The sequence below is a fragment of the Methanoregula sp. genome (assembly GCF_041645475.1).
Classification (GTDB): domain Archaea; phylum Halobacteriota; class Methanomicrobia; order Methanomicrobiales; family Methanospirillaceae; genus Methanoregula.
In genome coordinates this window covers 53,611-72,443 of record NZ_JBAZQA010000014.1, presented here as the reverse complement: position 1 = coordinate 72,443, position 18,833 = coordinate 53,611, and the positions used below count along the sequence as shown (strand labels likewise).

Annotated in this window: 23 protein-coding genes; 15 read left to right on the top strand and 8 right to left on the bottom strand. The window is 54.9% G+C overall.

Features of this window, described 5'->3' with window-relative positions:
• On the bottom strand, window positions 1-534 hold the full coding sequence (locus WC598_RS11560) for a helix-turn-helix domain-containing protein (RefSeq protein WP_372961656.1): 534 nt from the start codon (window positions 532-534) through the stop codon (window positions 1-3).
• A 201-nt stretch (window positions 535-735) separates the two neighbouring features.
• Between WC598_RS11560 and WC598_RS11555 the strand changes: the two genes are divergently transcribed.
• The 4 genes from WC598_RS11555 (at window position 736) to WC598_RS11540 (ending at window position 4,314) form a co-directional block, all read left to right on the top strand.
• Window positions 736-1,749: an ABC transporter substrate-binding protein gene (locus WC598_RS11555; RefSeq protein WP_372961655.1), complete on the top strand. Its 1,014-nt coding sequence runs from the start codon at window positions 736-738 to the stop codon at window positions 1,747-1,749.
• Between the two features lie 133 nt (window positions 1,750-1,882).
• Window positions 1,883-2,668 carry an ABC transporter permease gene (locus WC598_RS11550; protein WP_372961654.1) on the top strand — a complete coding sequence of 262 codons (786 nt, stop codon included), beginning with the start codon at window positions 1,883-1,885 and terminating at the stop codon, window positions 2,666-2,668.
• Window position 2,669: 1 nt separating this feature from the next.
• On the top strand, window positions 2,670-3,431 hold the full coding sequence (locus WC598_RS11545) for an ABC transporter ATP-binding protein (RefSeq protein ID WP_372961653.1): 762 nt from the start codon (window positions 2,670-2,672) through the stop codon (window positions 3,429-3,431).
• 121 nt (window positions 3,432-3,552) lie between these two features.
• Window positions 3,553-4,314, top strand: a complete 762-nt coding sequence (locus WC598_RS11540; protein ID WP_372961652.1) for a 50S ribosomal protein L16 — start codon at window positions 3,553-3,555, stop codon at window positions 4,312-4,314.
• Between the two features lie 204 nt (window positions 4,315-4,518).
• On the opposite strand, the gene WC598_RS11535 is transcribed toward WC598_RS11540, so the two are convergent.
• Together WC598_RS11535 and WC598_RS11530 are read right to left on the bottom strand one after the other, a co-directional pair.
• Window positions 4,519-5,628 (bottom strand): acyltransferase family protein, encoded by a 1,110-nt coding sequence (locus WC598_RS11535; RefSeq protein WP_372961651.1) that lies wholly within the window; start codon window positions 5,626-5,628, stop codon window positions 4,519-4,521.
• A gap of 263 nt (window positions 5,629-5,891) precedes the next feature.
• On the bottom strand, window positions 5,892-7,160 hold the full coding sequence (locus tag WC598_RS11530) for a Fic family protein (RefSeq protein ID WP_372961650.1): 1,269 nt from the start codon (window positions 7,158-7,160) through the stop codon (window positions 5,892-5,894).
• 2 nt (window positions 7,161-7,162) lie between these two features.
• On the opposite strand from WC598_RS11530, the gene WC598_RS11525 reads away from it, so the two are divergent.
• Both WC598_RS11525 and WC598_RS11520 read left to right on the top strand, forming a co-directional pair.
• Window positions 7,163-7,579, top strand: coding sequence for a hypothetical protein (locus tag WC598_RS11525; protein ID WP_372961649.1), 417 nt, complete (start codon window positions 7,163-7,165; stop codon window positions 7,577-7,579).
• Window positions 7,580-7,786: 207 nt separating this feature from the next.
• The gene (locus WC598_RS11520) at window positions 7,787-8,164 is read left to right on the top strand and encodes a hypothetical protein (protein WP_372961648.1); all 378 of its coding nucleotides are present in this window, start codon (window positions 7,787-7,789) and stop codon (window positions 8,162-8,164) included.
• Window positions 8,165-8,536: 372 nt separating this feature from the next.
• On the opposite strand, the gene WC598_RS11515 is transcribed toward WC598_RS11520, so the two are convergent.
• Window positions 8,537-8,887, bottom strand: coding sequence for a DUF86 domain-containing protein (locus WC598_RS11515; RefSeq protein WP_372961647.1), 351 nt, complete (start codon window positions 8,885-8,887; stop codon window positions 8,537-8,539).
• On the bottom strand, window positions 8,880-9,164 hold the full coding sequence (locus WC598_RS11510) for a nucleotidyltransferase family protein (protein ID WP_372961646.1): 285 nt from the start codon (window positions 9,162-9,164) through the stop codon (window positions 8,880-8,882). The genes WC598_RS11515 and WC598_RS11510 overlap by 8 nt, the downstream gene beginning before the upstream one ends.
• 422 nt (window positions 9,165-9,586) lie before the next feature.
• On the opposite strand from WC598_RS11510, the gene WC598_RS11505 reads away from it, so the two are divergent.
• On the top strand, window positions 9,587-10,057 hold the full coding sequence (locus WC598_RS11505; protein ID WP_372961645.1) for an isoprenylcysteine carboxylmethyltransferase family protein: 471 nt from the start codon (window positions 9,587-9,589) through the stop codon (window positions 10,055-10,057).
• Window positions 10,058-10,263: 206 nt separating this feature from the next.
• Here the strand turns inward: WC598_RS11505 and WC598_RS11500 are convergent, their stop codons facing one another.
• From WC598_RS11500 to WC598_RS11490, 3 genes are all read right to left on the bottom strand, one after another.
• A complete protein-coding gene (locus WC598_RS11500; RefSeq protein ID WP_372961644.1) occupies window positions 10,264-11,493 on the bottom strand; it encodes a hypothetical protein in 1,230 nt (409 codons plus the stop codon).
• Between the two features lie 7 nt (window positions 11,494-11,500).
• Window positions 11,501-11,902, bottom strand: a complete 402-nt coding sequence (locus tag WC598_RS11495) for a hypothetical protein (RefSeq protein ID WP_372961643.1) — start codon at window positions 11,900-11,902, stop codon at window positions 11,501-11,503.
• 139 nt (window positions 11,903-12,041) lie between these two features.
• Window positions 12,042-12,578, bottom strand: coding sequence for a hypothetical protein (locus tag WC598_RS11490; protein WP_372961642.1), 537 nt, complete (start codon window positions 12,576-12,578; stop codon window positions 12,042-12,044).
• 149 nt (window positions 12,579-12,727) lie between these two features.
• On the opposite strand from WC598_RS11490, the gene WC598_RS11485 reads away from it, so the two are divergent.
• The 8 genes from WC598_RS11485 to sucD all read left to right on the top strand — a co-directional run bounded on the left by WC598_RS11485 (window position 12,728) and on the right by sucD (window position 18,833).
• Window positions 12,728-13,564, top strand: coding sequence for a fumarate hydratase (locus WC598_RS11485; protein ID WP_372961641.1), 837 nt, complete (start codon window positions 12,728-12,730; stop codon window positions 13,562-13,564).
• Window positions 13,561-14,127 (top strand): FumA C-terminus/TtdB family hydratase beta subunit, encoded by a 567-nt coding sequence (locus WC598_RS11480; RefSeq protein ID WP_372961640.1) that lies wholly within the window; start codon window positions 13,561-13,563, stop codon window positions 14,125-14,127. Before WC598_RS11485 ends, WC598_RS11480 begins: the two co-directional genes overlap by 4 nt.
• 67 nt (window positions 14,128-14,194) lie before the next feature.
• Complete coding sequence (locus tag WC598_RS11475) at window positions 14,195-14,467, top strand: ferredoxin family protein (RefSeq protein ID WP_372961639.1); 273 nt, start codon at window positions 14,195-14,197, stop codon at window positions 14,465-14,467.
• Window positions 14,464-15,564: a 2-oxoacid:acceptor oxidoreductase subunit alpha gene (locus tag WC598_RS11470; protein ID WP_372961638.1), complete on the top strand. Its 1,101-nt coding sequence runs from the start codon at window positions 14,464-14,466 to the stop codon at window positions 15,562-15,564. Before WC598_RS11475 ends, WC598_RS11470 begins: the two co-directional genes overlap by 4 nt.
• Entirely contained in the window at window positions 15,561-16,349 is a 789-nt protein-coding gene (locus tag WC598_RS11465) for a thiamine pyrophosphate-dependent enzyme (RefSeq protein ID WP_372961637.1), read from the top strand. The genes WC598_RS11470 and WC598_RS11465 overlap by 4 nt, the downstream gene beginning before the upstream one ends.
• Window positions 16,346-16,876 carry a 2-oxoacid:acceptor oxidoreductase family protein gene (locus WC598_RS11460; protein ID WP_372961636.1) on the top strand — a complete coding sequence of 177 codons (531 nt, stop codon included), beginning with the start codon at window positions 16,346-16,348 and terminating at the stop codon, window positions 16,874-16,876. The genes WC598_RS11465 and WC598_RS11460 overlap by 4 nt, the downstream gene beginning before the upstream one ends.
• Window positions 16,873-17,958: a succinate--CoA ligase subunit beta gene (locus tag WC598_RS11455; RefSeq protein ID WP_372961635.1), complete on the top strand. Its 1,086-nt coding sequence runs from the start codon at window positions 16,873-16,875 to the stop codon at window positions 17,956-17,958. Before WC598_RS11460 ends, WC598_RS11455 begins: the two co-directional genes overlap by 4 nt.
• Window positions 17,955-18,833, top strand: a complete 879-nt coding sequence (sucD, locus tag WC598_RS11450; RefSeq protein WP_372961634.1) for a succinate--CoA ligase subunit alpha — start codon at window positions 17,955-17,957, stop codon at window positions 18,831-18,833. Before WC598_RS11455 ends, sucD begins: the two co-directional genes overlap by 4 nt.

Below are 18,833 nucleotides of genomic sequence, written 5' to 3'. Positions count from 1 at the left end.
TTAAAGCCACGCCTTGCGTGCGGCCAGTTCTATCGCCCGCTGGACCGACTCCCTCGGAATGATGGTGGCGACCGGGATATGGACAAGCTGCTCGATCACGCTGGATACGATCGGGGCGCAGACGATTGCAACGGCACCCTCCCGCTCAGCCCTGACCGCCGCCACGATCGCATCCTCCATGGTGTGGACCGGATACTCCCGGATCTTCACGCGATGCGAGTCCACATCGGCAGTCCTCTCTTCTATGGTCTCAAGAACCGGGCGGGCAACGATGAGGCCGATAAACTCGCCTTCCCCGGTCCGGTAGAACTGGCGGATCGCGTGGATGATCGCCCGGAGCGTGGAGAGGTTGGGCGAGCGCTTTCCATGGAGGATCTTGTATAATGAACTCTGGGCAATGCCGCTTTTTTCAGAGAGTTCCCGGATACTGATGCGCAGGTCATGGCGCAGCAGCTCGTCCAGCACCCGGACAAACTCCTCGTCCGAGGTTATAGCCGCGCGCATAAGGTGGTCAATGGGGTCGATCTGTACCATGTAATTAACCCAATGAGGTTAATTCACGATAAAATTTTTCGTTTTGTCCCACAATGTGTGGGTCCTTCTGGGCAATTAGTGGACAATAATACATTATTATCTCTTCTTTTGTCCCAAAATTGGGATAAATAATCTACAAAAGAACATATAACTTGCCTGAATCGTACATGTTTTTATTATTGCCAGAACAACACTCCCACCATGAAAATAATGAAGATAACGGTAATAGCCCTCATCGCTGTTGCTCTTATACTGCTCACTGCCGGCTGTACCCAGCCTGCGGGTACCTCCGGGACAACCAACGCGACTACTTCGGCAGCTCCCATCAAGGAACTCCGGATCGGGTACCAGCCCAGCACCCACCAGATGGCAGAGATCACTGCCATGGAGAAAGGATGGTGGAAGCAGGATCTTGCACCGCTTGGTGTCCAGAATGTCAGCGACAAACTCTTCCCCACCGGCGCACCCGAGATGCAGGCAATGCTCTCAGGGGATCTTGATATCGCGTATGTTGGTGCAGCACCCGTCCTGAGCGCGGTCGCAACCGGGCTTGATGCGAAGATCATCGCGGGGGTCAACACGCAGGGCTCAGATCTCGTTGTCAGGAACGATCTCGATTACAAGGGTCCGCAGAGCATGAAAGGACTGACCGTTGCAACGTTCCAGGTAGGCACCATCCAGGATACGGTCCTGCGCAACTGGCTCAAGCAGAATAACCTTACTCCCGATAAGGATGTCTTCATCAAGGGAATGAATGGTGGCGACGCAGTAACTGCCCTCAGTGCCGGCAAAGTTGATGCCGTCTTCCTGCCCACTCCGTCACCCAGCACGGTTGTCAACCAGGGCAAAGGAAAGATCGTTGTCCACTCCGGTGAGATGTATCCGAACCACACCTGCTGTGTGCTCGTTGTCAGCGGCAAGCTGATACGGGAGCACCCGGAGGTAGTTCAGCAGATTCTCGCAACAAACGACAAGGCAGTTGCTTACAACCTCCAGAACCCTGATGAGGCTGCACAGATCTATGCAACCAAGACCGGCGCAAAGCTGGAGGATGTCAAGGCCTCGCTCAAGGAATGGGATGGCAACTGGGCATCCGATCCCAACATCATTATTTCACCGGTCCTTGACTATGCAAAGATCCAAAACGATCTCGGCTACATCAAGAAGCCCTTAACCCAGGCAGATCTCTTTGACCTGTCGTTCTACAAGAAGTAGGCAGGACCCACAGGAACCAATCCTTTTTTTCTTTGACACCCTTGTATAGGTAACAACTGATGTACGGGGTCTTACCTCCTTCCGCAACACCCGATCCGTGAATCCCGACATACACCGGAGAGATCTTATCCCCATGAAACTATCCGCAGTTCGTATCGGCAAACGGTGGCTGGGTGTCCTTGCCATTGTGCTTGCAATCGTTGTATGGGAAGTGATTGCAGCCGGCATTGTCCGGAATGCGTTCATCCTTCCATCGCCGGTTGATGTTGCCTACGCGTTCCAGGAACTGGCCGAGACCGGCCGGCTCATACCGGATTTTATTGACAGTCTCATCCACTTCGGTATTGGTCTTGCAATGGCCCTCATTGTGGGTATTCCCCTCGGTATTCTTATGGGGTGGAGCCGGCGGTGCGATGCCTTCCTCGACCCGGTCGTTGAACTGCTCCGGCCGATTCCCCCGCTGGCCTGGATCCCGTTTGCCATCATCTGGTTTGGCCTCACCGCCTATTCCGCCGGTTTTGTCATCTTTGTCGGGGCAGTCTTTCCGGTTATCATCAATACCTACAGCGGGTTCCGGAGCGTGCCGCGGATTTTTGTTGAGGCGGGAATAATGCTTGGCTGTACGAGCAATGTCCGGCAGATCCGGTACATTGCGTTTCCGTCAGCCCTGCCCTCGGTTGCTTCCGGTATCCGGATAGCCTGCGGGGTTGGCTGGATGTGCCTTGTTGCCGCCGAGCTCTTTGGCGTCTCCAACAATGGTCTTGGTATGTCCCTCTGGCTGTACTACAATCTCCACCGGATGGACTGCGTTGTCGTGTACATGATCCTGCTCGGGCTTACCGGGCTTGCCTTTGATATGGCGTTCCGGCATTATGTTGAAAAGCGTTTCCTGAAGTGGCGGACCGGGGAGGTGGCGTGATATGGCAAGTCTAGAGATCAAAAACTTAAACCAGTCGTTCTCCCGCGACGACGGGAGCCGGCTTGTTGTCCTTGACAACATCAACCTCGAAGTAAAGGACAAGGAGTTTGTCTGTATTCTCGGCTCATCCGGGTGCGGGAAGACAACGCTGCTGCGCCTTATCGCCGGACTTGACGAAGCACAGGAAGGATCGATCATCATTGACGGCGAGGAGATAAAGGGCCAGAACCCGAAAGTGGGCATGGTCTTCCAGGAGTATTCCCTCTTCCCATGGCGGACGGTGATCGACAACATCGCGTTCGGTCTTGAGATGAAAGGACTGGGAAAAGAGGAGCGTTACCGGGTTGCGGAACGCTACCTGGACCTCGTCAACCTCACGCAGTTCCGGGACAGTTACCCTTCGGAACTTTCCGGCGGGATGCGCCAGCGGGTGGCCGTTGTCCGGGCGCTCACGCTCGACCCGGTCCTGCTCCTCATGGACGAACCGTTCGGGGCCCTCGATGCCCAGACCCGGAATATGCTCCAGAAAGAGCTGCTCGATATCTGGGAAGAGACAAAAAAGACGGTTGTTTTTATCACCCACAGCGTGGACGAGGCGGTCTATCTCTCCGACCGAATCATTGTCATAACGCCCCGCCCCGGCCGCATCTGCCGGGTCTTTGATGTGGGTTTGAGCCGGCCCCGTGACAGGACCAGCGTGGAATTCGCTCAGGTCCGGCGTACGGTTCTTGATGTTATAAGCCAGAACTGTTCTATCCAGTAAAGTTTAATACGCTCCATCTCCATTTTATACAAGCAGTTCGTGAAGCGTACCGGCATCAATATCTGATAAGTTCCCGATATTTTTGCCCGCTTTTAGTAATAATTCACAGGAGTAGGACGCGATGGTTAGAAAACCGGCAAAGATGTACAGGAACATTTCCAAGAAAGCCTATACGAGACGCAAATATATGGGCGGTGTTCCCGGGAGCAAGATTGTGCAGTTCGAGATGGGCAACCTCTCGCAGGAATTCCCAACCGAAGTTGACCTTATTGTCGAAGAAGCATGCCAGATCCGGCACAGTGCCCTTGAAGCAGCCCGCATCACCGCAAACCGCCGGCTGATGAAGGAAGTCGGCAGGTCCAACTTCCACTTCAAGGTACGCGTCTTCCCCCACCATGTCCTGCGCGAGAACAAGCAGGCAACCGGCGCCGGTGCGGACCGTGTCTCTGAAGGTATGCGTCTTGCATTCGGCAAGGCTGTCGGTACCGCTGCACGGGTAGACCCCGGCCAGAAGATCATGACGGTCTATTCCACCCCCCAGTACCTTGAGAAGATCAAGGACGCCCTCCGCCACAGCGGCCACAAGCTCCCGACTCCCTCGCACCTGAAAGTCAGCGAGATCAAGGTAAGCGGCAGGATCATTGCGGCACCCAAGCTTGTTGGTGAGAAGGTTGTTGCAGCACCGGTTGTTGCCGAAGAGGCAGCAGCAGCCGAGCCCGCAAAGGATGCAAAGGGCGCAGCAGCAGCACCGGCAAAGGGCGGCAAGGATGCCGGCAAGGCAGCAGCCCCCGCAGCAAAGGGCGGCAAGGATGCAGCACCGGCAAAGGGTGGCAAGGATGCCGGCAAGGCAGCAGCCCCCGCAGCAAAGGGCGGCAAAAAGTAAATTTTTTTATTATTCGCAATCTTTTTTTTGCAGTTTTTTTAATTATTCCCCTTCAGGTTTCGGGATAGTGTATTTCTGACGCGCAGTGTTCTGTCTGATTCTGATTTTTATCCGGCCGGGTCCCGGATGTGCACGCTGAAATGATCCTGTCAGCCGGTGCTCTCCGGAGGAGTGTGCGGAAGAGAAGAAAGAACCCTGATCCCCTCAGGGTGTCTTCTTTAGAGGACCGGCAATCCCGAACAGTGCCCGTACCCCCGGGACCCTCCGGAGGATCTCGTAGCAGGCAAACGTCAGCAGGAAACTGGTGACCATGATGATGAGAAACTGCAGTGCCGGGGGAATTGCGAGCATCACAACGTAATAGGCAATCGCCACAACGAATGCCAGGTGAAGGATATACACCGGGTACGAGGCCGCACCCATGTAGGCGGCAAAGGGGCTGGTGCGGTCAAAAAAGTGCCGTCCCGCACCCATGAGGGCGAGAACCCCTGTCCATCCGGTTATTACGTAGATGGCAGAAGTCCCCCAGAAAATTTCGTAATGCCCGAGGGTTATGCCGTACATCCACATCGCGCCGACAGTAAGGATGATCCATGCCGATACGAGAACGACCCGGTATTTTTCCAGCTGATCCTGGACAGACTCCGTTGAGAACAGGTAATACCCGATGAGGAAGATGGCGAAATACGAAAGGATCGAATATCCGCCCACGCGGATGCCGGCAAAGTTCAGGAGCCAGACCGGGACAAACAGAAGACAGAGGACCGGAAGATGTACGGTTACGGGACTGATATGAGATCGTGCCTGCCGCCGCCCGAACAGGATTACGCCGAGCGCCGCAACCGAGATGATGAAGAGGAAGATGATGAACCAGAGGTGGTCAACGCTGAAATCTCCCATAACTCCGCTTGGCGGACCCTGGAGGTGGGCTGAGCTGAAGAAATGGACAAACGCTTCAGGAAAACTCCCGGTGTAACCGGTGTGGAATTTCAGGGCATAGTATGCAATTATGGGGCAGACGAGAACCACTCCCGCAAGGAACGGGACAAAGAGCCGTATGACCCGTTCTTTCAGGTAAACGCGGGGCGAACGTTTCTGCAATGCAAATTTCGTGCTCATTCCTGCAATACCGAACAGGAGCGGCATGATCCAGGGCTCAACCGAGACCGCGAGGCAGCGGGCAGCCGTGGACGGGTAATCGGACAGGACATAATAGCCGTACCACCCGGCGCAGAATACAAATGCGGTGTGCACGGGGAAGAGCAGGAGGATGCACATCCACCGCAGATTGTCGATATAATGCAGCCGGACCATGAACTATTTTAGTTATGGCATTCTTTGCAAGAATACTGTTGCGATGGTCTCGCTCTTTTACCCTGTCGGTTCGCTGCATGTACGATCCGGAATGAATCATCGTGCCCTCAGGGAGCGGAGATCCACCGGCCGGGTGTTTTTGATGGATGGTCCTTAATCCGAACCGGTAATGAATCCGTTATTGATTTCCGCTGCAACAGGCACAGGTTTCCTACACCCTCCACATGGGGTGTCGAGGCAGTTATGCCTGGAGGAAAGTATACTCATTTACCCGGTGGGATTATTTCTGCATCTCGCTGGTACGTGAAGACCTGCCTTTTTCCATCCAGATATTTTTTCAGCATTCCTTTCTCTGCAAGCAGGAGGAGATCAGCTCTCGCTGTGGGTAAGGAGACTTTATATTTGCCGGCAATCTCGCTGATAGTATAGTATCGCGCCTTGTGCCTGATGAAATTCCGGAGTATCTCTGCCTGTCGGAATGAGAGGCCGGGAATCTCTTCAACGAGCCGGATGGATTCAGATTCTTCACTTTTCTTGCGGACAATATACTGTTTGAGGTCTTCGAGTGCCCGGCTGATGATCTGTATATTGAAATCGATGAAATAGGTCATGTCGTTATTATCGGTCTCGGTCAGAAGGTAGGCCCTGGCGTACTGTGCCGGTGCATGAACATAGATCCGTGAGATGGAGATGTACTCAAGCAGGTCATAGTGGTGCTTGAGTGAAAACCAGTAGAAGAGTGCCCGGGCTGTTCTGCCGTTGCCGTCACTGAACGGGTGGATATAGCCTATCAGGAAATGGAGGATGATGGCCCTGACGATCGGATGGATGAACTCGTCTTCATTATTGGCAAATGCAATGAGGTCATCCATCATTGCCGGGATTTTTTTGCATTCCGGTGGGTAGTGATAGATCTGTTTTGGATCGGTTTTGCTGCCTACCACAATATCGTCACAGGCCCGGAATTCCGTTTCATCTGCGTTGCTCGCAAGCGTCCCCTGCGTGATTTCGTGGTGGATCTCTAAGATAAGTTCCCGGGACAATGGCTGATCCCGTAGCTCCTTGAGGCGGCGGATCGTCCGGTAGTTGTTGACGATCATCCGCTCCGATATGTTCTTCGGCTTCCTTCCCTCCCGCAGGATCTTCTTGGCTTCCGGCCGGGTTGTCGCTGCACCTTCGAGCTGGCTTGAGGCAATGGCCTCCTCCATTAAGGAGTTGACGAGATATTGCTTTTTATTCGTCTCACTCGGTGCTTCGCTGAAGAGGCTGTCGAATGATGCGGGAGAGGTCTTGTCTATGTGGTGGAGCTGTTTCTGGAATAGTTCCGGAAGGTAATACCGGAATATTTCATCACCGATGTCGATTGTCCGGATTTTTTGGGTAATCCGGATCAGTGATAATGCAAACCAGATGTTTTTGGGATCATACGGGATCTTCTTATGCCGGAGATTATCCCAGTGGATGTATTCCTGTTCATTGAATGTGCGGAGCAGCTGACGGATCTTTTCGGATTCCTCCGTGCTATCATACACATGTGAAACGAACGACAGAGTATTATCTGGAAGATCACGTGATTCCGGAGGTTTTTGAGGTATCTTCATCCCGCACCTTTACGATTGATTTCCTGTTGGTTTCTGAAAATTTTTGTAATATTTACAGATATTTACAGATTGATTGGTACAGGAGACCAAAAAGGTTCTGTAAATTATTAGAAAATTTTCAGGTTTTAAAAATTGAACGTGATATGAATGAATCTCCATCCAGAGATCCTGATGGTGCCGGGCAGAACCGTCATTGTCTGCGGGAACCCAAACTGCCGGAGTACTGCTCAGCGGGACCCGGACCGGGCCTGCGGTTATTTCAGACCCGGGGAAATGTGATGGAGAAAAAAACCCGCGCTTCAATTACCGGTGTTCCGGCTTGTCTGATCCGACCGCACCCTTGGTTTTGATCTTCGCGTGAGTCAGCGGGTGGCGGCTGGATCTCAACCATCAACCGATTAGTATAAATCATATTTCTTATATAATATTTTTATAATGATGTGCGTGGCATGCCGGCACCGGCCCGGTGCGATGACTGCGAGCCCCGGTTATTTCCCGGGGCATACGGAACGTTTCACCGGGTTTTTGTTTGCGGGGAGTTGCAGGGAGGACGAGCAATGAGCCGGGGGCCGCCGCCAAAAAAGGCGATCGAGCTTGCCATACCCTACGCCCATGCCCGGGGATATGTTATCTTCAGCCGGCGGCAGCGCGGGAGTGTCTGCGATCTTGTCATCCTGGGTTCGGGCAGGACAACGATCGTCTGCATGGCCCGGAGCAAGCATATCAGGGGATCCTTAGCCGAGATGGAGACGCAGCTTGCCGGTGCAGCGGCCGGCCTGCGGTCCATTCCCCCGGACCCCGGCTGGGTCTATGAGATCTGGGCCTGCAATTATTACCGGGGCATCCGGTTCTTCCGGGTTGAGCGTGCCAGGCTTCTTGAGATTGACCGGGACGGGAAGCCGTTTTACGATTCCGGGGGAACGCCCCTTCCTTAATCATGAGGGATGATGGGGGGGATCTGACCGCCTGTTCCGACGGTGAAAAACCCCCTTTTGGGGATGGTCGAATCCGGGCCCGTATTGGACTCCGATTGCCCATTTTTTTGGTTTTGGCAGGACCGTTTTGCAAAAATGCAGGAGTGTTTCGCCGGTTTTACTGGATTTTATTCATTTTTTACGTCGTAAATGGCGTCTCTTCCAACAGGAGAATATGGGATTGTTTGTTCGGCAACCGGGGAGTAAAACGTGCATCAGTTTTTGCGGGAGGCTGGCGGGCTCCGGCCTCCGACGGAGATCGGGGAAACGAAAACGGAGTATGACGTTAAATCGTTGGGTGGGCTTGCTTTAACACCAGAGGCCCACCGCTCTTCATGTCTGTGTTTTTTCGTGTCGGAGGATCTTTCGGATCTCTTTTTTCAGGTTCGGCATTTCATTAATGGCGGTATCCCAGAGAATTGTCAGTTTGATCCCGAAATAGGCGTGGGTGAGGACATCGCGGAACCCGGCGATCTTCTTCCAGTCAGTATCCGGGTACCGTTCCCTGAGTTCTTGCGGGAGATTCTTGATAGCTTCACCGATGACCAGAAAGTTCCGGATCACGGCATCCCTGCGTCTCCGGTCATGAGAGAACTCTTCAAACGAGATCCCCCCCGTGTCCTCTTCGATGTTTCCAATTGCCTCAAGGATATCATCGAGGAACTGGAGCGAAGTCCTACGCATACACAACCTCGCTGAGGATATATGGCCTGAGCCGTTTCTTGATTGCGCCGTTCATGATAAGGTCGACCTTGCGCCCGAAGAGATCCTCAAGATAGAACTTGCATCCCATGTAATTGTTGAAGGTCTCCCCGCCTTTCCGGAACATGACGAGCACATCAACGTCACTCTCCGGCCGCTCCTCTCCGCGTACGAATGAACCGAAGATGCCGATCTTTGAAACACCGAACCGCTTTTTTATTTCCGGTTCGTGTTCACGGAGCAGGGCGAGCGCGTCCATCTGTACATCTGATATCTGAACGGTCTGACTTAAACGTGTGGGTGAATACCGGGGATCAGACAGGGAAGACCAACCGTTGTCCCGGGGAATTCCCTGATGGTTTCGGTCAAAGACCCGAGGATCTTCTCTTGCTTTTAAGTCCGCTGACTTTCGAGATTCTTTTGCCTTCGCAATCATAATTTGCCCGCGAAAACCGCCTGCGTCAACCTCTCCCATCACCGGCCCGGCGCCACCACGCCCGGTTCCGGCCGTGCGCCGGATTGGGAAGAAATATCAGCGGACGAAAACCGGCTGGGGATGGGCTTAATCGTAAAAGACGAATGAATCGTGATTTGAGTAAACCGGATGTGTGTCGGTCAGAAAAGAAATTCCCGTTGGGACAAATAAGGAACGATAATCGCCCGGCAGGATAATATCTCCTTATGGCTGCGGGACTCCGGGAAACAGCGAGAGCGATAACTGACGGGCAGGGATATTTTCTCGTCCTGCTCATCCTCTCCATCGTTTCCCATTTCATCTTCCCGGTCCGGATCCTTCTTCAGGCTCCTGTCACCTGGTCCGGGTTCCTCATCATCGGGGCTGGCATATGGATGGCATTCCGGTGCCGTGTTTTGTTCCTTCAGAACCGGACAACGTTGTCGCCGTACGAATCCCCGGCGGTCCTGATAACCACCGGTCCTTTCCGCATCAGCCGGAATCCGGTATATCTTGCCATGGCAGCAGTTCTTTTCGGCAGCGCCGTGGTGATGGGGACCCTTGTCCCCTTCGTATTCACGTTTTTGTTCATTGTAATTGTTGAGATGTTATTCATTCCTTTTGAGGAGCGAAGGCTGGAGGAAATTTTTGGCGATGAGTACCGGGATTATAAACGGCGTGTACGGCAATGGGTGTGATTGGGCAGGGCGGGGTTGGATCGTATTAACATACGCGGCTTGTGCAATAGATTAACAAAAAGAGTATCCATCCTGCGAGAAAATTCGAGGAATTGTTCGGCCCAATATTTCGCTTGTGTTTTCTGGTTTCTTTTCGATGTAATTAATTATCCCGAATGGCGCTTGAAAATCCGTTGGAATATTTTCCGTTACTATCTTTTCAGACACTAGAAGAACCTATCAAGTGTCTTCTGCGTCCCTACATCCCCATGCATGATCTTCTCGAAGGCCTTCATCAGCTTCGGATTGATCGAAGGCTTCGTCCCGAGATATCCAAGAAGTGATCCACTCTCCCTCACGAGTGTCTGGTGATGGGCGAGCTCTTCGTTGATCTCGAACGTGTTTACGAAGTTGGAGTAGAACTTAGGATTGCCTCTGATCAATCCTTCATTAATGCGGTACTTGTCAAAGAGTTCACGGCTCCGTGAGAATGCCGGATACTTCACGTACGTATAATCCTCCCGATCAAGGAGCCGGGCTTTGTGGGGTATGCTCTCCTCAAGTGGTGGCGGGACATATGATTTCCGCGTTCCGGGATCGCCGCCTCCACGTTGTGGTTCACGGTTTACGCCAATGATATCAACACCAAGCGGCGCAGTCAGGAAATCAGAAACGGGACATCGTGGATCTGGAAGATGTGGGTTATTTTCCCGCCGAATATTTGACCCATAGAGGACGACTTCTTCCCCGAGTCCCTCTATCTCGACGCTATCGTGGAATGCACGAATATGAGCAGCCCGAGAGGTTGTGGCCGAACCCTCGAAGTCTAGCCAGAAGTAACGGTAACCCTTCGCAAGGAACCCGGCAAGAATCGACTGGAATTTTCGGACACCGTACTTAAGAGGAACCGGGACAAAGATTGGTTTTGAGTTCCGGAAGCTCAGAATTTCGTGCGATAAATCAACATATTGTGTGAATTCATCTTCCTGCACCTGGAATTCTGGTTTCATCCGTTCATCATAACGTTTAACTTTCAGATTCGGGATGAGCAGGAGATCGCTCCGTCCATGATAAATATGCAGGATGCTTCGGAGATACTCTTCAGACTTTTTAATCGTAAATGGATTGAATGTCAGGGTAAGCGAATTGACAATGAGTTTATTTCCGAGAATTCCCGGCCGTTTCAGGGCATCATATGAATCGGCGAGAAATCGGGCTTCTGAATGATCAGCCTCTTTAATAAACGTCTCTTGGTGGATGAAACGGCTGCGTTCAGCGATTGCTATAGTCGCAAGATGCGCCTGGTCGAGAGACTGGAATGCAGACGCTGTCGGTGAATTGTTGAGATCGAGAAGTTTGCAGGGGGTGGAAAATGTGAGAGGGCCAAGAGATAGTCGTTTTGCGGAAAAAAGAGTTTCTTCGTCCTGTTCCTGAAGGTGGACACGAAAATTAGTCATTTCATCTTCACCGGCTTTGGATCCCGGCTATCGCCGCAGTAATCGTTGATTGATCGACCCTGAAGTTGCTCCTGCCGATGACCGTTATGAGTTGTATTGTCTCGTCCTTATCAAGAACTTTCCGAATTGCGCAGAGTCCAAGAAATCCAATCGTTCCTTTCATGTGATTTGATAGCAAAGGAAGAATCCGTCTCACTAATCTACGTGCCAACCCGTCGTCAAGAATTAACAAAAACCTAGTGTTGGCTCTCTTGAGATGTTCGTTGCCGCAGGATATTACTTCATGCTCTCCCTTACCAAGAATGGGTCGGAGCAGTTCGATTGATGGATCGTCTTTTGTTCCGGATATTTTCGTCCGCTTGATCTGATCCTTGACTGAAACCGGAAGCCGCTCCAGTCGCGACTCCATCTCAACTGCAGGGACAATCAGTACGGTAAAGGCTCCAGAAAGCATCGTTAAAATGCGAGTCCTATCCTTATCTGGCAAGTGATCTGCGAGGTCGTCAAGGAAGCATATAAAGAATGAGGAATCAGGGATGACGTTCACGTTATCCCTTCAGAAGTTCTTCGTATCTCTGGTGAGTAATGATCTTTTTCCGCAGAAGACTTTCGGCAAGTTGTTTTTTTCGTTTCAACAGATCCTCGAACCGGTCAGATTTTTCCGTATATCCGTAAGTCATGTAAACGAGAAACATAAACTCGTCATCGGTCAGATTGTCATAGATCGACCGGATAAACTGGATCGACTGGATGAGGCGTTCGAAATTTTCCGAGCGCATCTCTTTGCTAACGGATGAACTGAATTGTTTCCCCTCGTTCGAAAGATAGATCCCTTTTCTATCGGCAACAAAAAGATCAGGATTATTCTCTATAACATGTTCTGCACTATTCGAGTACGGACCGAGCCGGTGAGGCATGAAATCAAAAAGAGATTCAAAATTAGGCATCGCTCTGATAAGCAGAAACAGCTCTTTCTGGAAGTTGACTTTTGAGGCGATCGGTTTATCCGCTCCACTCAACAGAAGTGCGATTAGCTTCTTACGGAATATCTCCTCCTCCTCAAAACTTAGTTTGCTCTGTTTCATTACTACAATGTATTGGGAATATATATCTAAGAATGTTGTGCCGAGCGGGGTGTGAAACTGTTCATATAAAAATCGAGAACCCACTAACTTCGCTGAAGCTCATATCAGGCCATATCTCTATATCCCCCTCCACCCCTCAATATAATTAAATGAAACCTCCGGACCCTGCCCGTATCCACACAGCCCTTGCCGACGCCACGTTCCGGGCCTACCGCGAAGCAGTCATCCGCCTCCCGCTGGACGTGCTGAAGGTGATCGGGGATGCAGCCCGCACCGAGACCAACCCGGTTGCCCGCGGAGAGTTTGCCAATATCTTAAAAAATATCAAGACCGCCGGGGAGCTTGGCGTGCCGATGTGCCAGGATACCGGTGTCCCGGTCATCTATCTCACGATTCCCCCGGCGATCCCGTTCACGGACGATTTGTATGACGCGGTGGCCGAGGGTGTCCGCAGGGCAACAAAGGAAGTACCCCTCCGGCCCAACGTGGTCGACCCGCTGACCCGACACAATACCAATGACAACACCGGCATGGGGATGCCGGCGATTCATGTAAAGCCCGGCCCAAAATTTACGGTCACCGTGCTCCCCAAGGGCGCCGGGGCCGAGAACATGTCGCGGGTAGCGATGCTGCTTCCCTCCCAGAATGACCAGATCGAGAAGTTCGTAGTCGAGACCGTGTACCTGGCCGGCTCCCGGCCCTGCCCCCCGCTCATCATCGGTGTCGGGATTGGGGGAACCTTCGATGGCGCAGCAGCGCTCGCAAAGGCAGCGCTCCTTGAGCCGGTCGATGCGATGACGGACTACGAACAGCAGATCCTCTGCGCCGTCAACCGGCTCGGCATCGGGCCGATGGGCCTTGGCGGGGATTTCACGGCCCTTGCAGTCAAGGTGAAGACGGCGGGATGCCACACGGCATCGCTCCCGGTTGCCGTCAATATCCAGTGCTGGGCGAACCGGCACGAAACGGTCGAGGTGATCGTATGAGCGGGCCTGTTCAGCTCAGAACCCCGCTCGGCGAAGAGGTCCTGTCCCTCCGGGCCGGCGATCATGTCGAGCTCTCGGGCCTGGTCTACACCGCCCGCGATGAGGCGCACCTCCGGATGCAGGAGCAGGGGATACCGTTCGATCCAAAGGGAGCGGTCGTCTACCACTGCGGCCCGGTCATCCACGATAACCGGGTCATCGCCGCCGGCCCCACCACCTCCGCACGGATGAACGAGCTCTCCGGGTTCCTGTTCGACCGGGGCGTCCGGGGTCTCATCGGGAAAGGGGGCATGGGCACGACCGTGCGGGAACAGCTCCGGGGCCGGGGCGTGTACCTCGCCTTCACCGGCGGGTGTGCAGCGCTCGCCTCCTCGCACATGAGCTTGAAAGGTGTCTTCTATGAAGACCTCGGGATGGCAGAAGCGGTCTGGGCAATCGAGCTGGACCGGCTCCCGCTCGTTGTCGGGATCGACTCGCACGGCAACGACATCTTTGAGGCTGCACGGAAAAATGCCGGGACCGCATTCGGGAATTATACAAAAAATCCCAGCCCGTGCCGGTAGTGTCCAAAGAAGAGGTTTTTTGTAACTGCCAATGAATACATAATACGATAAATAAGGACTGCCACACATGAAACTCGCCATAGACGAGACCCGGTGCAAGGGCTGCAATCTCTGTACAAAGGTTTGCCCGTATAAGATCTTTAAGGAAGGGAAAAAACCCAACCGCCGGGGCATTGTGGTGCCCGAACTTGACCGCCCCGAGCGCTGCACCAACTGCCGGCTCCGGAACCTGTACGGCCGGCAGCTCTGCGGGGTCTGCCAGCTCACCTGCCCGGACCAGGCAATTCACTGGCACGAGGAGAAACCCTATGAACTCCACAAGGTGGCGATTGAATATTGACGCGGATTGAATTCTGGCAGGGAAACACGGCCTGTGCTGAAGGGGCACTTGCCGCAGGCTGTAATTTCTTTGGCGGGTATCCGATCACCCCCTCCACGGAAGTTGCCGAGCACATGGCGGCAAAACTCCCCAAGAAGGGTGGCGTCTTCATCCAGATGGAGGACGAGATCGCGTCCATGGCCTCGATCATCGGCGCTGCCTGGACCGGTGCCCGGTCCATGACCGCGACAAGCGGGCCCGGCTTCTCCCTGATGATGGAGAACATCGGCTTTGCCGTGATGACCGAGACACCCTGCGTTGTTGTCAATGTCCAGCGGGGCGGCCCCTCCACCGGCCAGCCTACCATGTCCGCCCAGGGTGACATGATGCAGGTGCGTTTCGGCTCGCACGGGGACATTGCGATAATCGCGCTCTGCCCGGCAACCGTGCAGGAGATGTACGAGCTGACCGCGAAGGCCTTCAACCTCGCGGACAAGTACCGCGTTCCGGTCTTCCTGATGGCCGATGAAACCGTTGGGCACATGCGGGAGAAGATCATCATCCCCGACAAGGTCGAGCGGGTTGAGCGAAAACCTCTCGCGGCCGGAGCCCTCCCCTTCAAAGCGGATGCAGATCTCATCCCGGGATTCGGGCAGTTCGGCACGGGTCACCACGTCCACGTCACCGGCCTGACCCACGATGAGCGGGGCTATCCCGCCGCCACGAATCCGAAACTGCATCACGCCCTTGTAAAACGCCTCGTTGACAAGATCGAGAATGCCCGGGACGAGATGGCAGACTACGATGTCATCAATCCCGATGCAGAGCAGGTCTTTGTCGCTTACGGCGGTCCCGTGAGGACGGTCCAGCAGGTGATGCACGATAAGAAGGACAAGAACCTCGGCTTCCTCCGGATCCGGACGGTCTGGCCATTCCCCGAGAAGGCGCTCGCGGCGTTCCGGAACGCCCGGCACTTCTTCGTGCCCGAGATGAACCTCGGCCAGATCGCCCGCGAGATCGAGCGGCATGTGACCGTGCCGGTTGTCAGCATCCCCAAACTCGGCGGGGAGCTCCATTCCCCTCTGGACCTCTCGGCCGCCCTGGAGGCGCACCGATGAGCTACGAGGACTGGTTCCGGCAGGACCGGCTCCCCCACATCTACTGTGCCGGGTGCGGGAACGGGACCATCATCAACTGCACGCTTGCAGCCATCGACCAGATGGGCTGGAAGAAGGAGGAGACCGTCTTTGTCTCCGGCATCGGCTGCTCCTCGCGTGCCCCCGGCTATATCCTCACCGACTCGCTCCATACCACCCACGGCCGGGCCCTCCCGTTTGCCACCGGTGTCAAGATGGCAAACCAGGCCCTCAATGTCGTGGTCTTCACCGGCGACGGCGACCTTGCGGCAATCGGCGGCAACCATTTCATCCATGCCTGCCGGCGCAACATCAACCTCACCGTGGTCTGCATGAACAACCAGATCTACGGTATGACCGGCGGGCAGGGAAGCCCGACCACCCCCGTGGGCTGCCTCTCATCAACCACCCCGTACGGGTGCGCCGAGATCCCGTTCGATCTCTGCGATCTGGCAATTGCCGCCGGGGCCAACTATGTCTCCCGCTGGACTTCTTACCATGTCAAGGAGCTTGAGAAGGCGGTGAAGGCTGGTCTCGAGACCCCCGGCTTCTCGTTTATCGAGGCGCTCGTCCAGTGCCCGACCGCGTTCGGGCGCAGGAACAAGTTCCGGCAGGTAGCCGATCACGTTGAATACCTGCGGGCCCACTCGCTCCTCAAGGCGAAATACGACCGGATGATCGAGAATGGCGAACATGTTCCTGAAGACATGTTTGTTGTCGGGGAACTCATGCGCCGCAACCGGCCGGCGCTCGGGGTGAAACCATGAGGCATGAAGTGCGATTCTCGGGGTTTGGCGGGCAGGGAATCATCCTCTCTGCGGTCATCATCGGCAGGGCTGCCGTGATGTACGACAACAAGTTCGCCGTCCAGACCCAGGTCTATGGCCCGGAGGCCCGGGGCGGGGCATCGATGAGCCAGGTCATCATCGACGATGACCCGATCCTCTACCCCAAAGTGGCCAACCCCAACATCTACATCATCATGTCGCAGGAAGGCTTTGAGAAGTACGGGGCAACCGCGGAGGACCCCGCGATCATGCTCATCGACTCCTCGCTTGTCCACTCCCGCCCGAAGTGCAGGTGCATCGAGATTCCCGCAACCCGGGAAGCCAAGCAGACGCTCAAAAAAGACATAGTGGCAAACATCGTGATGCTCGGTGCGCTTGTTGCTGCAACGCATGTTGTGAGCGAGGAATCGTTGAAGAAAGCCATCCTCGACTCTGTGCCCAAGGGGACCGAGGATCTCAACCTCAAAGCCATGCAGCTGGGCCTTACGCTGGGGAAGCAACCATGAAACTACGCGAATACGAGGCTAAGAACGTGATAAAAGCGGCCGGGATCCCCGTTCCGGCAGGATTCCTGATCCGATCCGCGGATGAACTTACCCCCCATCTTGGTGAACTGGGCAACGCATTTGTCCTGAAGGCCCAGGTGGATGTGGGTGGACGGGGAAAGGCCGGCGGGATCCTGATGGCAGACAAGGCAACCGGCACGAAGGTTGCCTCAGAACTCTTTGCAAAGCAGATCAAAGGTCTTCCCGTCAAGGAGATTCTTGCCGAGCAGAAACTCGACATTCAGCATGAGTACTACCTCTCGATCACGGTTGACCGGTCGAGCAAGCAGCCGCTCATCCTCTTTACGGAAGCCGGCGGGGTTGAGATCGAGATCACCGCAAAGGAGCACCCGGACCTTATCAAAAAGGTTGTTGCAAACCCCCTCATGAAGGATCTCCCGCCGTTCATGCTCCGGGAACTCCTCGGGACTGCGCCAAAGGAGTTGGGCCCGGTCATCAACAAGCTGTACCGCGTTTTTATCGAGAAGGATGCCCTCCTTGCCGAGATCAACCCGCTCGTCACGACCCCGGCCGGGGTCTTTGCCGCGGATGCGAAGATCATTGTGGATGACAACGCGCTCGGCCGGCAGGGAATCACGGTCAACCGCGACCTCTCGGACCGCGAGCGGGAAGCCGAGAAGCACGGCTTCTCTTATGTTGAACTGGACGGTGCAATCGGGGTCATCGGCAACGGTGCCGGGCTCACGATGGCAACCCTCGACCTCATCGAGTTCTATGGCGGGAAGGCTGCAAACTTCCTTGATGTCGGCGGCGGGGCAGAGAGCGAGCGGGTGAAAAACGCGGTACGGCTCGTTGCAAGTGTTCCGGCGGTCAAAGTCATCGTTGTCAACCTCCTTGGCGGCATCACCAAGTGCGACGAGGTGGCAAAGGGTATCATCGCCGCAGGAATCTCCCAGAAAGTTATTGTGAGGCTTGCAGGAACGAACGAAGCCGAGGGCCGCAGGCTCCTCTCCGAGAACGGGTACGAGATGCTGGACACGATGGACCTCGTTGTCAAGAAGGCTGTGCAGGTGACATCATGATTTACGGCGACAAGAACACGGGAGTCCTCGTGCAGGGCGCAACCGGCAAGCAGGGCGAATTCCACATCGGCCTGATGAATGCCTATGCCCGGCAGGTTGGGGGGAAAGGCGTTGTTGCCGGTGTCACCCCCGGCAAGGGCGGCCAGCAGGTGCACGGTGTCCCGGTGTACAACACCGTGAAGGAAGCAATGAAGTACCACGATATCGGGGCTTCGGTCATCTTCGTTCCCGCCGGTGCTGCGTCGGATGCGATCATGGAGGAGGCAAATGCCGGTATCACCACCATCGTCTGCATCACCGAGCACATGCCGGTGCAGGACTCGATGAAGGCGATCGCGTACGCGAGGATGGAATGTGCAAGTGTTATCGGCCCCAACTGTCCCGGGCTCCTCTCTCCGGGTGAAGTGAAGATGGGGATCATGCCGGCGAACCTCTTCCTTCGCGGGAACGTTGGCGTCATCTCCCGCTCGGGTACGCTGACCTATGAGGTCGTGGACGAGCTCACCCGGGCCGGTATCGGCCAGAGCACGGTGGTCGGGATCGGCGGCGACCCGGTCATCGGCCAGACGTTTATGGATGTCCTTGAACGCTTCGAGAACGATCCCGAGACCAAGGCCGTCGTCCTTGTCGGTGAAGTTGGCGGCAACCTTGAGGAAGAGGGTGCGAAGTCCACGAACCTCCCGATCGTATCCTACATTGCCGGCGTATCAGCCCCGCCGGACAAGCGGATGGGTCACGCGGGTGCAATCGTGGAAGGCGGCGAGGGCGATGCCCGGTCCAAGATCGAGCGGCTCAAAAAGCACGGTGTGCCGGTAGCGTCCCGGGTCTCCGAGATCCCGGAGATGGTCCGGGAACTCTTCCGGTGCAGGTGCTGA

Bases quoted from the DNA above. Each gene is read 5' to 3' on its own strand.
- WC598_RS11560 (WP_372961656.1), bottom strand. From the start codon at position 534: ATGGTACAGATCGACCCCATTGACCACCTTATGCGCGCGGCTATAACC.
- WC598_RS11555 (WP_372961655.1), top strand. From the start codon at position 736: ATGAAAATAATGAAGATAACGGTAATAGCCCTCATCGCTGTTGCTCTT.
- WC598_RS11550 (WP_372961654.1), top strand. From the start codon at position 1,883: ATGAAACTATCCGCAGTTCGTATCGGCAAACGGTGGCTGGGTGTCCTT.
- WC598_RS11545 (WP_372961653.1), top strand. From the start codon at position 2,670: ATGGCAAGTCTAGAGATCAAAAACTTAAACCAGTCGTTCTCCCGCGAC.
- WC598_RS11540 (WP_372961652.1), top strand. From the start codon at position 3,553: ATGGTTAGAAAACCGGCAAAGATGTACAGGAACATTTCCAAGAAAGCC.
- WC598_RS11535 (WP_372961651.1), bottom strand. From the start codon at position 5,628: ATGGTCCGGCTGCATTATATCGACAATCTGCGGTGGATGTGCATCCTC.
- WC598_RS11520 (WP_372961648.1), top strand. From the start codon at position 7,787: ATGAGCCGGGGGCCGCCGCCAAAAAAGGCGATCGAGCTTGCCATACCC.
- WC598_RS11515 (WP_372961647.1), bottom strand. From the start codon at position 8,887: ATGCGTAGGACTTCGCTCCAGTTCCTCGATGATATCCTTGAGGCAATT.
- WC598_RS11510 (WP_372961646.1), bottom strand. From the start codon at position 9,164: ATGGACGCGCTCGCCCTGCTCCGTGAACACGAACCGGAAATAAAAAAG.
- WC598_RS11505 (WP_372961645.1), top strand. From the start codon at position 9,587: ATGGCTGCGGGACTCCGGGAAACAGCGAGAGCGATAACTGACGGGCAG.
- WC598_RS11500 (WP_372961644.1), bottom strand. From the start codon at position 11,493: ATGACTAATTTTCGTGTCCACCTTCAGGAACAGGACGAAGAAACTCTT.
- WC598_RS11495 (WP_372961643.1), bottom strand. From the start codon at position 11,902: ATGGAGTCGCGACTGGAGCGGCTTCCGGTTTCAGTCAAGGATCAGATC.
- WC598_RS11490 (WP_372961642.1), bottom strand. From the start codon at position 12,578: ATGAAACAGAGCAAACTAAGTTTTGAGGAGGAGGAGATATTCCGTAAG.
- WC598_RS11485 (WP_372961641.1), top strand. From the start codon at position 12,728: ATGAAACCTCCGGACCCTGCCCGTATCCACACAGCCCTTGCCGACGCC.
- WC598_RS11480 (WP_372961640.1), top strand. From the start codon at position 13,561: ATGAGCGGGCCTGTTCAGCTCAGAACCCCGCTCGGCGAAGAGGTCCTG.
- WC598_RS11475 (WP_372961639.1), top strand. From the start codon at position 14,195: ATGAAACTCGCCATAGACGAGACCCGGTGCAAGGGCTGCAATCTCTGT.
- WC598_RS11465 (WP_372961637.1), top strand. From the start codon at position 15,561: ATGAGCTACGAGGACTGGTTCCGGCAGGACCGGCTCCCCCACATCTAC.
- WC598_RS11460 (WP_372961636.1), top strand. From the start codon at position 16,346: ATGAGGCATGAAGTGCGATTCTCGGGGTTTGGCGGGCAGGGAATCATC.
- WC598_RS11455 (WP_372961635.1), top strand. From the start codon at position 16,873: ATGAAACTACGCGAATACGAGGCTAAGAACGTGATAAAAGCGGCCGGG.
- sucD (WP_372961634.1), top strand. From the start codon at position 17,955: ATGATTTACGGCGACAAGAACACGGGAGTCCTCGTGCAGGGCGCAACC.